At 44.4% G+C, this 14,972-nt stretch carries 12 protein-coding genes; 7 read left to right on the top strand and 5 right to left on the bottom strand.

Annotated features, from left to right (window positions below; translation table 11 throughout):
• Window position 1: 1 nt before the first annotated feature.
• Both NCTC9997_RS01215 and NCTC9997_RS01210 read right to left on the bottom strand, forming a co-directional pair.
• Window positions 2-1,210 (bottom strand): aspartate aminotransferase family protein, encoded by a 1,209-nt coding sequence (locus tag NCTC9997_RS01215; protein ID WP_064978401.1) that lies wholly within the window; start codon window positions 1,208-1,210, stop codon window positions 2-4.
• 363 nt (window positions 1,211-1,573) lie between these two features.
• Window positions 1,574-2,149, bottom strand: a complete 576-nt coding sequence (locus tag NCTC9997_RS01210) for an aminodeoxychorismate synthase component II (RefSeq protein ID WP_010862759.1) — start codon at window positions 2,147-2,149, stop codon at window positions 1,574-1,576.
• Between the two features lie 578 nt (window positions 2,150-2,727).
• Between NCTC9997_RS01210 and NCTC9997_RS01205 the strand changes: the two genes are divergently transcribed.
• The 4 genes from NCTC9997_RS01205 to NCTC9997_RS01190 all read left to right on the top strand — a co-directional run bounded on the left by NCTC9997_RS01205 (window position 2,728) and on the right by NCTC9997_RS01190 (window position 5,052).
• Entirely contained in the window at window positions 2,728-3,636 is a 909-nt protein-coding gene (locus NCTC9997_RS01205) for a hypothetical protein (protein WP_064977124.1), read from the top strand.
• A gap of 147 nt (window positions 3,637-3,783) precedes the next feature.
• Window positions 3,784-3,999, top strand: a complete 216-nt coding sequence (locus tag NCTC9997_RS01200; protein ID WP_047707109.1) for a helix-turn-helix transcriptional regulator — start codon at window positions 3,784-3,786, stop codon at window positions 3,997-3,999.
• 4 nt (window positions 4,000-4,003) lie between these two features.
• Complete coding sequence (locus NCTC9997_RS01195) at window positions 4,004-4,237, top strand: helix-turn-helix transcriptional regulator (protein ID WP_047707111.1); 234 nt, start codon at window positions 4,004-4,006, stop codon at window positions 4,235-4,237.
• Window positions 4,238-4,434: 197 nt separating this feature from the next.
• Window positions 4,435-5,052 carry a YagK/YfjJ domain-containing protein gene (locus tag NCTC9997_RS01190; RefSeq protein ID WP_064977123.1) on the top strand — a complete coding sequence of 206 codons (618 nt, stop codon included), beginning with the start codon at window positions 4,435-4,437 and terminating at the stop codon, window positions 5,050-5,052.
• A gap of 634 nt (window positions 5,053-5,686) precedes the next feature.
• Here the strand turns inward: NCTC9997_RS01190 and drt3b are convergent.
• From drt3b to NCTC9997_RS15460, 3 genes are all read right to left on the bottom strand, one after another.
• A complete protein-coding gene (gene drt3b / locus NCTC9997_RS01185) occupies window positions 5,687-7,702 on the bottom strand; it encodes an antiviral reverse transcriptase Drt3b (protein ID WP_064977122.1) in 2,016 nt (671 codons plus the stop codon).
• The gene (gene drt3a / locus NCTC9997_RS01180; RefSeq protein WP_064977121.1) at window positions 7,693-8,976 is read right to left on the bottom strand and encodes an antiviral reverse transcriptase Drt3a; all 1,284 of its coding nucleotides are present in this window, start codon (window positions 8,974-8,976) and stop codon (window positions 7,693-7,695) included. Before drt3a ends, drt3b begins: the two co-directional genes overlap by 10 nt.
• Before the next feature lie 249 nt (window positions 8,977-9,225).
• A complete protein-coding gene (locus NCTC9997_RS15460) occupies window positions 9,226-9,510 on the bottom strand; it encodes a hypothetical protein (protein WP_413463049.1) in 285 nt (94 codons plus the stop codon).
• Window positions 9,511-10,240: 730 nt separating this feature from the next.
• Between NCTC9997_RS15460 and NCTC9997_RS01170 the strand changes: the two genes are divergently transcribed.
• Genes NCTC9997_RS01170 through NCTC9997_RS01160 form a run of 3 tightly spaced genes read left to right on the top strand, consistent with a single transcriptional unit; the run spans window position 10,241 to window position 14,969 of the window.
• The gene (locus tag NCTC9997_RS01170; RefSeq protein ID WP_064977119.1) at window positions 10,241-12,547 is read left to right on the top strand and encodes a type I restriction-modification system subunit M; all 2,307 of its coding nucleotides are present in this window, start codon (window positions 10,241-10,243) and stop codon (window positions 12,545-12,547) included.
• Window positions 12,547-13,944, top strand: coding sequence for a restriction endonuclease subunit S (locus tag NCTC9997_RS01165; protein ID WP_082935443.1), 1,398 nt, complete (start codon window positions 12,547-12,549; stop codon window positions 13,942-13,944). The genes NCTC9997_RS01170 and NCTC9997_RS01165 overlap by 1 nt, the downstream gene beginning before the upstream one ends.
• Complete coding sequence (locus NCTC9997_RS01160; protein ID WP_064977118.1) at window positions 13,941-14,969, top strand: PDDEXK nuclease domain-containing protein; 1,029 nt, start codon at window positions 13,941-13,943, stop codon at window positions 14,967-14,969. The genes NCTC9997_RS01165 and NCTC9997_RS01160 overlap by 4 nt, the downstream gene beginning before the upstream one ends.
• Window positions 14,970-14,972: the final 3 nt, after the last annotated feature.

Below are 14,972 nucleotides of genomic sequence, written 5' to 3'. Positions count from 1 at the left end.
CTCACCCAGCACTGAGGCCAGATTGGCTACTCGCGGATGGAGGCATACAAACGCGGCGAATCGCCGCCCGCAAGCGTGCCATCCCCAACGCAATATCCTGCTCCTCAATCACCAATGACGGCGCAAAGCGCAGGACATCGGGTCCGGCCATCAGCAGCATCAGCCCTTCTTCGGCGGCCACATTTAAAAAGGCCTTCGCTTGCCCGATATAGGGCGCTTGTAGCTCAGCGCCAATCAGCAGCCCTAAACCGCGGATCTCGCGAAACAGACCGAACTCCTGATTGATGGCCTGCAACTGCTGATGAAACTGTCGCGCCCGTAGCAACACGCCCTCTTGCACACTCGGCGTATTGACGGTGCGCAGCACGGTATGCGCCACCGCACAGGCTAACGGATTACCGCCATAGGTCGAACCGTGGGTACCGACCGTCAAACTGGAGGCAAACTCACTGGTGGTCAGCATAGCGCCAATCGGAAAGCCACCGCCTAACGCTTTGGCGGTGGTGAGAATATCCGGCGTCACCGCGTATTGCATGTAGGCATACAAACTACCGGAGCGGCCAACGCCGGTCTGGACCTCATCGAAAATCAGTAAGGCGTCATGCTGATCGCACAGCTCACGCAGCCCACTTAAAAACGCTTCCGTGGCCGGAATGACTCCGCCTTCCCCTTGCACCGGCTCGACCATCACCGCGCAGGTGTGATCGCCGATCACGGCGCGCACCGCAGCCAGATCGTTATACGGCACATGGATGATGTCCGCCGGTTTGGGGCCAAAACCATCGGAGTATTTCGGCTGCCCGCCGGTACTGACGGTAAAAAAGGTGCGGCCATGAAAGGCCTGCCGAAAGGCGATAATCTGAGTTTTATACGGCGAGTGATGGTCGATGGCGTAACGACGCGCCAGTTTGAGCGCCGCCTCATTGGCTTCTGCGCCCGAATTGGCCAAAAAGACTTTACCGGCAAAAGTGTGCGTCACCAGATACTGCGCCAGCTGCAGTGCCGGCTCGTTGGTGTAGACATTGCTCAGGTGCCACAGGGTTTGCCCCTGCTGCAGCAAGGTTTCCACCAGCGCCGGATGGCAATGTCCGAGCGCATTAACGGCAATGCCACCGGTAAAATCGATGTACTCTTTGCCCTGCTGATCCCACACCCGTGAACCTTGGCCACGTACCGGAATAAAGGCCGCTGGCGCATAACACGGCACCATCAGCTGATCAAAACAGGCGCGCTTAACAGCACTCGCGCGGGGCGATAATGCTGTTAGAGGGGATAACAACGGGGAATCTGAAACTGCCGGGTCTTCACGCATACGCCGCTCCTCGCCAGACTGTCCGGCGCCGACGCGCCTCGCATTAACATTAAGTTAACACGAGTTTTTCGCTTTTGCCTATGTGCCGGCTCGCATTTCCTCTCTGCCGCAACGAACCACCACTGACCTATGCCCGCTCATCATAGCGCCGCACGCGGCATACGCTGACACAGCAAATCGAGGCAAGGCACAACAGAATGGCCGATAAAATGCGGCTAACGTCAGTAAAAATGAGAGGAAAAGAGGGAAAACACCAGGCAATTAGCCGGCAATAAAATTGGCCAGCAAGCTATGCCCTTGCTCGCTCAAGATGCTCTCGGGATGGAACTGCACCCCTTGCAGCGGTAAATGGCGGTGTCGGATCCCCATGATTTCATCAAAGCGACCATCACGCTCACTCCAAGCCGTAATATCAAAACAATCCGGCAGTGAATCAGCCTCCACCACCAGTGAGTGATAACGCGTGACCGACAGCGGATCGGGCAAGCCCTCAAAGACGCCCAAACCGGTATGCCGGATGGCCGAGACTTTGCCGTGCATCACCTGCCGTGCCCGTACCACCTTGCCGCCAAACACCTGCGCCAGCGCCTGATGACCCAGGCAGACGCCGAGGATCGGTAAACGCTCCGCAAAATGGTGGATAGCCGCCAGCGACACCCCTGCCTGATCGGGCGTGCAAGGCCCAGGGGAAATCACCAAATGGGATGGCGCAAGCTGCTCGATATCGGCCAGCGTTAGGCTATCGTTGCGGCGCACCATGACCTCACAGCCCAGCTCGCAAAAGTACTGGTACAGGTTATAGGTAAAAGAGTCATAGTTATCGATAAGCAGCAGCATAAAACACCTAAACAATTGATTTATAAAGGCATCAAAAGTAATAAATCAGAATGATACCCGCAACGATACCCGCTTTTTCCATTGATACCCGAGAGCTTTTGTATCAATGAGATAACCATCAAAAGCAGGCGCTTATGATAACTGCCGTTTACCTATTTCTCGATACCCATAACGCATACCGAAGATAGACTGAAAACCTGCCTCACAAATGCTCTACCGCCGCGCTCATCTTCAAGCCCAAAACCAGTCCGCCTTAGCAACATGATCACCGTATCATTTCCGATGTGATCACTACGCTTTTTCTATCATGTGATCATGATTCAGTGGTAAAACGCCCGTGCTACAAAGTCTCAGCTGCTGAACGAGCTTACACCAACGAGAACACAACAAACCAAAAACGCTCTAGGCGTACTCCTTGCGCCGCTTCAGACTCAAAAGTAAAAAGTGAAAAAGCAGAAAGCGGTGATCATCACGGGTAAAAACTCGCATTTTTCGGTATCGATGACATCGAATCACGGCACTCTAACCAACAACCAGACGTTGACTCCACGTAACGCAAAATAAAATTAGCGCCTATTATGTTTATCCCTCTGCAAGAAATTGAACGCTGGCATCATGAGCTTGAACTCACACTCATGCATGAGCATTTTGAACAAAAATGGCATTTAGCGAATATGACTCCGCCGCCAAATGAACTCGATGCCGTGTTAAGCAACCCACTACTTTGTGGATCTGGTTTGCTTGAGCTACTACAAAGACGAACGCAAATCTTGGGGGAAAAATTACTTTCTCTGCATTTTCCCGATAAAGACAAGCAATATCTTCATGAGAGGCGGCTCAAGAGCCTCCTGAGGGTCCATCAAAACGCACAAAAAGCCTATCTCCTCATGGGAGAGGTAAAGGCCGAGATTGATCAGATAGAGCTATCGCTCTTGCATAACACATTAGGTGAAGAGGCAACATTAGAAGAAAAATCAGCCCGCTTTGCTCAATCAAGGCTGCAATTACAGGCATTACTCAATCAAATCATTGCCCGTACCTTTGAGGCCACATACCTCGCTACGGCTTACGATTTCAACATCCAGAATTCATTTCATGTTGAACAAAGCTTCAATGTTCACGCCACTCGCCCCAAAAAAGCAGGAGAAGCTAAATCTCAGAAATACCAACCAGTACGCACAATCGTACAAAGCATGGGCCTGCATCTTATCACGCACTTTTCACATGGAACGCTGAAGAAAAAAGACATTGAAGAGGCCATTGCTAAGCACCTCGAAGCCTATGTAAAAAAACATTCAGATCGTAAAGATCCCGCATTTATTTACTTTGCAGCACGTTGCCCATCCCTTAAAACCATCAAAAACTGGCTAGTAGAGATTAAAACTCCGACCGCCACAGATGACGCGTCGGAGATCAATATTCAGCAACTACTCCAACAACTGAAGACCGCCTACCCCGCGAAAGCGATTCGCGAACAACTAAAATAACCATTTACAATCATATAGTTAACCTAATCACCTTAGGCCCTCATCACATGATGCGGGCTTTTTTTTCGATATCGGATACGCACAATAGCTCTCGAACCAAGGGGAACAACCCTGACATATCAATCAAATAAAACATGGGAGTTATATATGCAAGAAAACACAGCTAGCTACACTGATGGGTTCATCCGCGAAAAAGAACGTCGTGAAATCACGCAAATTTCTCGCACCACCGCATGGGATTTAGAGCGTAAAGGTCAGTTTCCTAAACGTCGTAAGCTGACACCGCATGGTAAAAGCGTCGCTTGGTTGCGCTCAGAAGTATTGGCATGGGTTGCCAGCCGTCAAGTGGTCGGAGGCCAGTAAGCTCATGATGTCAGCACATACACCAATCTATGACGATAACGAATCTATGTACCGTAAGGGTCTTCTTCGTACTCGTGACGTTGCCGAGTTACTCGATATCAGCGTGAGCTACCTGCGCAAATTGATCAAACAAGGAAAAGTGCCAGCACCGGATTTCTCTGATGGGCGCGTTTACCGCTGGCAGCGTTATACGATTCTGAACTTTTTAGGCACCCCTTACCCGCCATGCCAACCTTAAAACAAGATTGATTAGTCTCAATCATCGTATGAAAGAGCACTCAGGCACACTCCTCTTTAGGGGTTTTCGGCAACGGTAATACCTTGCTAACCCTTGCAGAGCAAGGGCTGGCTTCATCTTTCTTCCTGTAATGAGGGCGGTTACTTAAAGAATATAACCGCCCTTCTTTTCTGTTCGCTTATACGCAGATCTTTGGCATGGCATTTAGAGTCGAAGAGCAAAACTCCCGCCCCTATGCAGGTTACGGACAACATATCTGGCCTATCGTGAACGAACCCATCGATAAGCTCATGCTAAATAGCTTTATACGGCAGCTGGAAAAGATCCTGTCACACTACAGCAAGGTACTGCTCGTTAGAATTGATTTACACCCTCTGATCTACAGCCCTGATAACCGCTCAGTACAGCACGTGTTACGCGAGTTTAGCAAAATGGTACGCAAGAGCCCTTACAGCAAACAACTGGGCATTATTTGTGTGCGAGAAAGAGTGAACTCACACAAAGAACACTACCATCTCGTACTCATGCTCAACGGCAACAAGATACAAAAGCCAGATTACGTTCTGCACATGCTAAAAGAGCTGTGGCAGCGCCGCGTTAACGGTAGCGTTCATCTCGTGGAGAATAGCTACTACCGCATTGAGCGCGGCCAGTCACAAACCATTTTTGAGGCTATTTACCGCTTAAGCTATCTAGCCAAACAGCGCAGTAAAGAACGTGATAACCCGAAAGCCAGCAAACCTTACCTCAACACACTGCCATGGAAAGGCAATAGCAAACCCAAGGATGATCGCTTGCTGGTGGCGGTAAGATAGCGATGACATATCTAGCGTTAGAAATATCGTAACCACCAAAATGTTAAACTCTGATATGCCTCTCCAGTGGAAGTAACTCTCCTTGCTGGTTGAGTAATTAGCATATGTATCAAGTATTAATTTATTGCAATATAATTCACTCATCCATGATTCTTATGCCTAACTTACGGCTCTCACAAGCCATACTAGGCAAACCCCGAGACAAAATCAGCCATGAAGAAGGTGCTCGTATTTTTGAGCTGTATGTGGGGATAATGAGAAAACCATTAGGTAGACAGATAGGACATAAATAAATTGAGCACAAGCTGCAGACATTCGCTCATATGGCATATACATTAGATAACAACTACTACCACAAAGCACATTACTAGATGTGCTACATTGCAATTTTAGCTGCTCATTTATTTTCATATCAGAAGCAAAAAGGTGTGGCCAACCTCTCAACATCAGGTGTGTAAGCTTGCGCTCTCAACCGCTCCGAACACAAGCCTCTAGACAAAATTGAATTGAGGCTCTGTCTCCAGCTAGTGTGTCAGCTAAAGTTTAGGCTGTTACGCCGATTTCAAAGCAGCGATATCGTACCAAAATCAGCACGTAAGTATTTTGAGGTTGACCACAAACATTTTTTACCAAATCAATAACTATCATTCAACTCTTTTTTCTCAATCATTCTAATTAGATTTAGCTCATCCCACTTGACAAACCAGCTAGTCTCCAATAACAGGTTCAAATCCTCCTCTATTTCTAAGGGTTGCCTTTGCAAACTGGGCTCATATTTTTTTAGATACTTTCTATACAAATAGCGTCTTGTTTTAATTGAAACAAATGGACATGACATAACATCCAAAAATAGGTGGGCATTCTCTGAAGACTGTAGCAATTCCATGTCACCTAATATTTTTTTAACTTCATCTTCAAGAGTAACCTTAAATTCAAGATATGGTTTCCTATTCCTAAAATAAAACAACAAAGAAATTATTGTAAAATAGTCCATCTTTTTCTTTTTCAACACGCCATCAAAAAAACCCTTACCAATAAGGTAGTTATCACTAAAGAATGTTGCAGACAGAACGAGATTTATTTTTTCAATTGAAATAAACCCATCAATAAAAACACCGTCATCCCCCTTACCAAAGTTAATATTCTCAACAGAATTAACCAATGAATCCATGAAGACTCGGCTACTATCGCTGGATAGTTCTCTGAGATAACAACCAGCCAAAACCATTATTTTTGATAGTTTATATGAAGATGACACTCTCGGGCTAACACTAAATAAAAAAAGCATTATGTCACTCAATATGAACACAATATCTTTAACCTTGGTTTTAGTTTCATCATCACTATTAATAGTATCCACTGGAAATTTATGCATAACATACATTATCGTTTTAGCTAGGGATGAGATAACGTATGAGGAAACCTCATCATAAGAAGAACCACTATCTACACAAATTGCTTTTATATTGTTGATAAAATGCAATTTGAACTTATGCTTATCTTTTATCTTAGCAAGAGATACTACCCCATCAATTTTTGAATAGAGTTTAGAATAAAGCTCATTAATTGAGCTATTTACCTTTGTGAGCACCCCTGTTTTTTTTGTACAAAAAGGTCTCGAATACCTTTCAAACTTACTAACATTAAGTTGCAAATTGAACTCTTTTAGTTTGATATCAATGGTTTTGTAAATAATCTCCGCATCACTACCACTATTACAAAACAAAACAAAGTCATCTACATACCTTAAAATAGAATAATCTTTCCCGTTAACAAAACCAAACTCAGAAAAAAGATAGTTTTCTATATTAAAATCAATACGTTGAAAGATCAGCTCTGCAAAGACACGGCTAAATTCAGCGCCAATAGGAATACCATTTGTTTCATTATTATTGCTTCGCTGCATTAGAGTATCTAACTCCTGCCCGAATTGATTGCCATGCTTTACAAACTCACGAATATAAGGCTTACTTTTTAATGCCCAAGCAACAGAGTGTGTATAAATACTATCGAAGCAGTGTGAGACATCCAGCATCCACATAACCGAAAACTTCTTCTCTAACTCATAATACTCTTTACTTTGAAATAACTTATATTTCCTACCGTATCCAGAATAAGAAAAATATGATGAGGAATACCTTCTCATCAGTTCATTTCCTTCCGTTTCAATATCATCCCCTCTGTACTTATTCATCACATCATTTTCAAACATGAAAAATGAATTAGCGACCTTCCGCGGGTATCTTCTTGAATAATTGCTTTTAGATGCATTATGGGTAATTACTGGCGCATAATCCCTATAAAATTCACAGTAATTAACTTGTGCTCTTGGATGAATCAATGATAGATGTCTTAAACTTACTGGATCTTTTACTATACAATATACAAATGGAGAGCTTTGTGATTTTTTCCTCTGCATCCGACTTTCATATTTCATCGAATCATCGAGGGCGGGATTTATTATTTTTTTATAAAATGAACAAGTAGGATTAAAAGCAGATCCGCTTTCTTTTTTTTCACACTCGATTGCATTTAAATACAGCCCATCATTAGATAAAATAATTGGGCAATCAGTTGGCTGCGTATCACAAAGTAATGCTCGGAGATAATCTTTCTTGTCCAGCTTGATTGTTTTCTTTCTCATAGCCATATTTTTGTAATCTCTACATAGCGATTGAAATTATATGCCCTGTAAACTCGGCTTAAAAAACCCTTCTTAAAGCTATTACGAAGAATTTCTTTTTTTTGATTAATAGTAAGCGCGCGAAAATTAATCTTCCCAAATCGACCTCGATTAGATTTTACACAAAATATCAGAAAGTCATCCAATTCCTCCAAGCTTTTTGTCCCGCCATCAATCATCGAGTTGCTATAATACACTCCTGTACTAATTTTACTTTTCCCTGCCGAATCTGACGCCTTTATTTTCCTACTCAAATCTCTATTACTTGTAAGAAAGGAGATCCTATCTAATAAGAGTTTGAAGTCTCCATTCTTGTGGTAAGAATAAAACGCTTTAGCGACTCTTGTTTTTATTTTTTTTATTCTTTTTTTAGATAGTTCAACTCTTACGGTTCTATATACTCTTTGCGCTGCTCCTGCATTTTCCAAATAGTGGTCTACTATAGAAAATGCATAACCCAAAAAATCAAACTCATAAATTAATTTATCACCTCTACTGGCTTTATCACCACAACTTCGCTTTGGAATTAACGGTGAAATGCTTAACTTATTTTTGTTTAATCTCAATCCGTTAGGCAACACTCCCTGCACTTCTTTAATAAACTCACCATCATCCTCACATCCGTCCGAAATTATTATCATATCATCCACAAATCTAGAGTAATAAATAACGTTTGGATGTCTATTTATCACCTTATCAAAGTTAGACAAATATAGCTCTGACAATATCGGACTAATCTCAAGGCCTCTAGGCAATCCGCTTGACGAATGAATTCTCTCACAACTTCTTAGATACCATTCAATCAAGTTCTTTGTATGCATTGATATGCTTTGTTCGTTGTGAAGTTTATTTAGAAGCACTTGCAAATCAATTGACTCAAAAAAAGATTTTATGTCCAGTCGATAAACTCTATATACCGTACCTTCTTTTAAATAAATCTTTAACTCTGAAATTATATTATTCCTTTGCTTTGGCAGCAAAGACCTTACAGTTTTCAAGTTTGAGTTACAGTGTCTAAGAATTAGTTTTTCTTTCAGGCATGATGAAGAATAAACACAGTTTCCTTTCACGAAAATTTTATTTACACTAATTCCTGAGCGAAAGTTCTCATCAGCTATTTTAATGGCGTCATTGATTAACGAATCCACACAGGATCTACTCCCCATATTAGCTAGAGAATGTTTATCACTTTGACTCAAGCATCGTTTAAGTGCTGATGTGGTAAATGACTGTCGATTCATATTACTCCTTATGTAATCATCACACATAGACTCTCAATCGTTTTGACCAGAGCATTCATTGCGATATATTAGAGTTATTCTTCGTTCATAACACTAAGGTTAATATTAGCTTCCATGGTCTATAACAACTAAAATACCACTCAGACCCCATATGTGACTAGTTTATACATTTAGATATTACTCCAATAACATCACTACAGTTCCTCTATCAGAAAACCCTGACATTTGTAATATCAATCGCGTAAGCTATCATCTATGCCCTTGCTCAATCATACTCGCCAAATTTTGCGTCATGCATTTTCTTTCGGATACGTATTCAGCATGGTTATAGTTTGCCCTTACCTGATTACGCTCGTTATGCGCAAGTTGCCGTTCTATCATATCAAGGCGATATCCTGCCTGATTGAGAATGGTGGACGTCGCGGCACAAAAAAGATGGGCATGAAAATCAATGGAGCCTTCCCCATTAAACCTGAGCCGCTCCAATGCACGATTCTGAGTGGTTGGCGATGTCGGATTACGTGGCTCCCTCAAATTAAGAAACAGCAACTCATAGCTTTTGGTAAAGCGGCGTAATTCTCACGACAGCACAAGCGTCTGCTTTGAGATCGGCACGATATGCGCCATACCAGCTTTCATTTTTCAGCCATAGGACAATTTCTAGCTCTCATCCGAACGCTCAAAATCAAACCCAGCAATCTCATTGCGGAGTACTCTCTCATAGCAAACACATTCTCTTTAGCTACCAAGCGGTATTGGTAACGCTAGAACTTATTACCGAACTGGCATACTTCTAAATACAAGCCACCAGCCCCCGTCAACTAGATAGATTTATCGGAATCTTCGCCTCTGTTAGTACCATAGGTCGGATATCCTAATTTTGAGTCCCGCAACGACATATAGAATTTGCTGCATCGGCTTTGATGAATAAAAGCGAGTGAAATTTAAAAACGCTGACCGCTCTCTACCCTATGATGATCACTTTCCTTGCAGGTGCGGTAAACAGTGTGTTCATCAGGTTCTACACTGTTTTAATCTGTGTCATTTACTCATAATTTTTCACGCAACCGAGCTTAAGCGCACAAGCCTTGAACGGTCATTTTGAAATCACTAAATGCTGTAATACAGATGATCACTGGGGCGCGTTCATGGGTGTACAGGTTAATCTCCCAAATATGCCTGCATGCTCTCAAGAGCTCACGCGTTTTACGGTACAATCCGCTCTATTACGCGTCAATTAGCCCAATTCACGAAAGTAGCCTTTATGACTAACAACAACTTTTCTCAAGTCGCGGCCTTTATCTGGTCTGTTGCCGATCTGCTGCGCGGTGATTTCAAACAATCACAATACGGTCGGGTGATTTTGCCTTTTACCTTGCTACGCCGCCTTGAGTGTGTGCTTGCCCCAAGTAAAGAGGCTGTTGTTGCCGAGTACCATCGCATCACGCCGATGAACCTGCCGGAAGAAGCTCAAGAAAAATTCCTGCTGCGAGCAACGCAAACCCCAGCCAATCCAGAAGGGCTCGCATTCTTCAATATTTCGCCAATGAATTTGGCCACCATGGGGCAAAAAGACATCAAGGCCAACTTGGAAAAGTATGTGCAGTCATTCTCCAATGATGCGCGTGAAATCTTCGAGCACTTTAAGTTTGATGAATTTGTCGGGCTGCTGGCTGACGCCGACTTGCTGTACAAAGTGGTGAAAATGTTCGCCACCACTGACCTGAGCCCGACAACCATCTCTAACTATGAAATGGGCTTGGTGTTTGAAGAGTTGATCCGCCGCTTTGCTGAAAGCTCGAACGAAACCGCAGGGGAGCACTTTACCCCGCGTGATATCGTGCGCCTCACCACCTCATTGGTCTTTATGGAAGATGATGATGTACTCAACAAAGAAGGCATTATCCGCACCATCTATGACCCGACTTGCGGTACGGGCGGCTTCTTATCCTCCGGTATGGAATATGTGCATGAGCTTAACCCTCAGGCGGTAATGCGAGCCTTTGGTCAGGAGCTCAACCCTGAATCTTACGCTATCTGTAAGGCAGATATGCTGATCAAGGGGCAAGATGTTAGCCGCATCAAGCTGGGTAATACCCTATCAAATGACCAACTGCCTGCCGATAAATTTGATTACATGCTCTCTAACCCGCCGTTCGGGGTAGATTGGAAAAAGATTGAAAGCGACATTAAAGACGAACACGAGCAAAAAGGCTTTAATGGCCGCTTTGGTGCCGGTTTGCCGCGCGTATCGGATGGCTCACTGCTGTTTTTGCTGCACTTGATCAGTAAATTACGTGATACGCGTAATACAGAAAATGTCGTCAGTGACGGTGGTCGGATTGGCATTATCCTCAATGGCTCGCCGCTGTTTACCGGCAGTGCGGGAAGCGGTGAAAGTGAGATCCGCCGTTATATTCTGGAAGCTGACCTGCTCGAAGCCATTATTGCCCTGCCGACAGACATGTTCTACAACACCGGCATTGCCACCTATGTGTGGATCTTGACCAACAAGAAAGCCGCCGAGCGTAAAGGTAAGGTTCTGTTGATCAATGGTGCCGATTTGAGCTGTAAGATGCGCAAATCACTCGGCTCGAAGCGTAACTACTTAGACGAAGAAGAAATTCGCGCCATTACCAAAAGCTTCGGGGCCTTTGAAGCCAAAGAAGAACAAACCGAAAGCGGCAAACCTCTGAGCGCCAAGTTGTTCGATACTCATGCCTTTGGCTATCGCCGACTGACCATTGAGCGCCCACTGCGTCTGTCAGCGCAAATCACCGATGCCGCCATTGAGTCTTTACGCTTTGCCCCAAAACCGCTCAATACCGTGATGCAAGCGGTGTATACCCAATTTGGCACAACGTGGACAGACTCCACCTATGGCCAATTGGCGGATGTAGAAGCGGAAGTCCGCGCCCTGATTAAAGCTGACTTCCCTGAGCTGAAAGAAAAACAAATCAAAGACGTATTAGATAGCAAACTCTGGCTTAGCCAGCGCATGCTGGTGGATGCAGCCCAAACGCTACAAGCCGCTGTAGGCGACAAGCTAGGCGGCAAAGCGCAACCGTCACATGACTTCAATCAGTTTGAACTCACCCTCAAAGGGGCGCTGAAAGCCACTGACATCAAGTTAGATGCCAAGCAGAGAAAACAGTTTATCGACGCCATTACATGGAAAAACCCAGACGCCGAACCGGTTATCAAAAAAGTGCTGAAAGAAGATGCACAGCCTCTGTATGGCGCATTCAGCTATAAAGGCAAAGTGGTCGAATTTGAGCAAGATGGCGACCTGCGTGATAACGAAAACGTACCATTAGACCCGAGAGTAAGCACATTAAGCCTGATTGAAAGCTATGTGAAACGTGAAGTGCTGCCTCATGTACCCGATGCGTGGATTAACGCCGATAAGCGCGATGAACAAGATAACGAAATTGGCATTGTGGGTTATGAAATCCCGTTTAATCGCCATTTCTACGTTTATCAGCCGCCACGTGCACTGGAAGCTATTGATGCCGATCTGGATGCGGTAAGCCGTGACATTATGCAGCTGCTGCAAGAGGTGCATTCGTAATGACAGCTTTGAGCGAAATAAAAAAATATCAGGTATATCCAGAATACAAAAACTCTGAAGTGGATTGGGTTGGCTTCATCCCATCCCACTGGATTGTTACATCTTTAAAACGCTACGCCTACGTAAAAGGTGGCTTTGCTTTTTCTAGCGATTTATTTGGTGATGCCGGCAAGCCAGTAATCAGAATTGGTGATATTAAGCAAGACGGTTCTATTTCATTGGAGTCTTGCAAATATGTTCCTGCTGTTGTGGCGGAAAATAGCCAAGAGTACCTTGTATCAAAAGGTCAGCTACTCATGGCAATGACAGGAGCAACCATCGGTAAAGCTGGTATATATAATGGTGAATATCCCGCGCTGGTCAATCAACGAGTTGGACGATTTCAAGTTTACGATGACAAATTAAGTTATCGTTTTCTTTGGTACGTACTTAAAACACTTGGGTATCAAGAATATATTAGGCTAACAGCTTTTGGTGGTGCGCAGCCAAATATCAGTGATACAGCAATGGTTGCTTATGATTCGGCATTTCCTCCACTTGGCGAACAAACCCAAATCGCCAATTTCCTCGATCACGAAACGGCCAAAATCGATGCGCTGATCGAAAAACAGCAGCAACTGATTTCACTGCTACAAGAAAAGCGCCAAGCAGTCATTAGCCACGCCGTCACCAAAGGGCTAAACCCAGACGTACCGATGAAGGATTCAGGTGTTGAATGGTTGGGTGAAGTGCCAGAGCATTGGGTTGTTAGCAGAATAAAAAATTTCGCCAAAATTGACAGCGGACACACGCCAAGTAGACAGGTAGAAGAATACTGGATCGATTGCAATATACCTTGGGTATCTCTAAGTGATTCCAAGACCCTCAAGATTGTTGATTACATCGATGATACCAGCAACAAGATCAATGAATTGGGCATGGCGAACTCATCTGCTCACTTATTGCCTGAGCGCTCGGTTGTATTTACTCGAGATGCATCAATTGGCTTGAGTGCAATCATAAGCAAGCCAATGGCTGTGTCTCAGCATTTAATTGCTTGGATATGTAATGACTCGAAGCTAATTCCTGAGTTCCTATTGCTAATTTTTTATGCCATGGAAAATGAATTTGAAAGATATACATTTGGTGCAACGATTAAGACCATTGGCATGGATGATGTTCGTTCATTGAGCGGTGCTTTCCCGCCTCTTGAAGAACAAAGAGTTCTTGTAGAGTGGGCATTTCAAAAGATAGCCTCATTAAAGAATGGAATCGATAAAGCAGAAAGCATAGTTGAGCTATTAAAAGAGCGCCGCACAGCCCTTATTTCCGCCGCCGTAACCGGAAAAATCGACGTGCGTAACTGGCAAGCCCCCAGCCAATCCCCCACCACCAGCACTGAAGAGCAGGCGCTATGACAACACCGAGCACATTTATTGCGCAAGAGATCATTACGCTAATCCAGCAGGCCAAACAGCGCGCCGCCATGGCGGTAAACAGTGAGCTGACCTTGCTGTATTGGCACATTGGCCAGCGCATTAACCAAGCGGTGCTCGGCGGTGAACGGGCCGATTATGGCAAACAAATCGTCACCAATCTGGCTAAACAACTGACGGCCCAATTTGGCCGCGGCTGGAGCGCACAACAACTGCGCCACTGCATGAAGTTTGCCGAGTGTTATACCGATGAGCCGATTGTCTCCGCGCTGCGGAGACAATTAAGCTGGACGCACATTAAGACGCTGATTTATATCGATGATCCGCTAAAGCGAGACTTCTACAGCCAAATGGCCATCTGTGAGCATTGGTCTACCCGTACACTGGATGAACGTATTGGTGCCATGCTATTTGAGCGTACCGCCATTTCAAAGCAGCCCGATGAAACCATTCGCGCAGAACTGGCGGCATTACGTGAACAAGGGCAGTTTAATGAGCAACTGCTGCTTAAAGACCCTTACCTCCTCGATTTCCTTGATCTGAATGACCGCTATTTAGAAAAAGACCTCGAAGATGCCATCTTAAGAGATATTGAGCAGTTTCTGTTAGAGATGGGCGCAGGTTTTACCTTTATTGCACGGCAAAAGCGCATTCAAATTGATGAAGACGATTTTTATATCGATTTGCTGTTTTACAATCGCAAGTTAAAACGCTTGGTCGCTATTGATTTAAAGACGGAAAAATTTAAACACGCCCATAAAAGCCAGATGGAGCTGTATTTACGCTGGTTAGCGAAGTATGAACAAGAAGCGGACGAACAGCCGCCGATTGGCATTATTTTGTGCAGCAGTAAGAAACAAGAGCAAATTGAGCTGCTTGAGTTAGATAAATCAGGCATTCATGTTGCCGAGTATCTCACGGTATTACCGGCGATTGATGTGCTAAAAGAGAAACTTCACCATGCCACACAAGCCGCTAAATTACGTTTGGCACAAGACAAAGAATAAAAA

The organism is Plesiomonas shigelloides, from assembly GCF_900087055.1.
Lineage (GTDB): Bacteria > Pseudomonadota > Gammaproteobacteria > Enterobacterales > CAMTGL01 > Plesiomonas > Plesiomonas shigelloides.
The sequence above is the reverse complement of the archived record's forward strand: the minus strand, read 5'-3'. Positions and strand labels throughout refer to the sequence as shown.

What these genes read in the sequence shown, in the direction of transcription:
- NCTC9997_RS01210 (WP_010862759.1), bottom strand. Translation starts at nt 2,149, where the DNA reads ATGCTGCTGCTTATCGATAACTATGACTCTTTTACCTATAACCTGTAC.
- NCTC9997_RS01215 (WP_064978401.1), bottom strand. Translation starts at nt 1,210, where the DNA reads ATGGTGCCGTGTTATGCGCCAGCGGCCTTTATTCCGGTACGTGGCCAA.
- NCTC9997_RS01170 (WP_064977119.1), top strand. Translation starts at nt 10,241, where the DNA reads ATGACTAACAACAACTTTTCTCAAGTCGCGGCCTTTATCTGGTCTGTT.
- NCTC9997_RS01190 (WP_064977123.1), top strand. Translation starts at nt 4,435, where the DNA reads ATGGCATTTAGAGTCGAAGAGCAAAACTCCCGCCCCTATGCAGGTTAC.
- NCTC9997_RS01165 (WP_082935443.1), top strand. Translation starts at nt 12,547, where the DNA reads ATGACAGCTTTGAGCGAAATAAAAAAATATCAGGTATATCCAGAATAC.
- drt3b (WP_064977122.1), bottom strand. Translation starts at nt 7,702, where the DNA reads ATGGCTATGAGAAAGAAAACAATCAAGCTGGACAAGAAAGATTATCTC.
- NCTC9997_RS01160 (WP_064977118.1), top strand. Translation starts at nt 13,941, where the DNA reads ATGACAACACCGAGCACATTTATTGCGCAAGAGATCATTACGCTAATC.
- NCTC9997_RS01195 (WP_047707111.1), top strand. Translation starts at nt 4,004, where the DNA reads ATGATGTCAGCACATACACCAATCTATGACGATAACGAATCTATGTAC.
- drt3a (WP_064977121.1), bottom strand. Translation starts at nt 8,976, where the DNA reads ATGAATCGACAGTCATTTACCACATCAGCACTTAAACGATGCTTGAGT.
- NCTC9997_RS01205 (WP_064977124.1), top strand. Translation starts at nt 2,728, where the DNA reads ATGTTTATCCCTCTGCAAGAAATTGAACGCTGGCATCATGAGCTTGAA.
- NCTC9997_RS01200 (WP_047707109.1), top strand. Translation starts at nt 3,784, where the DNA reads ATGCAAGAAAACACAGCTAGCTACACTGATGGGTTCATCCGCGAAAAA.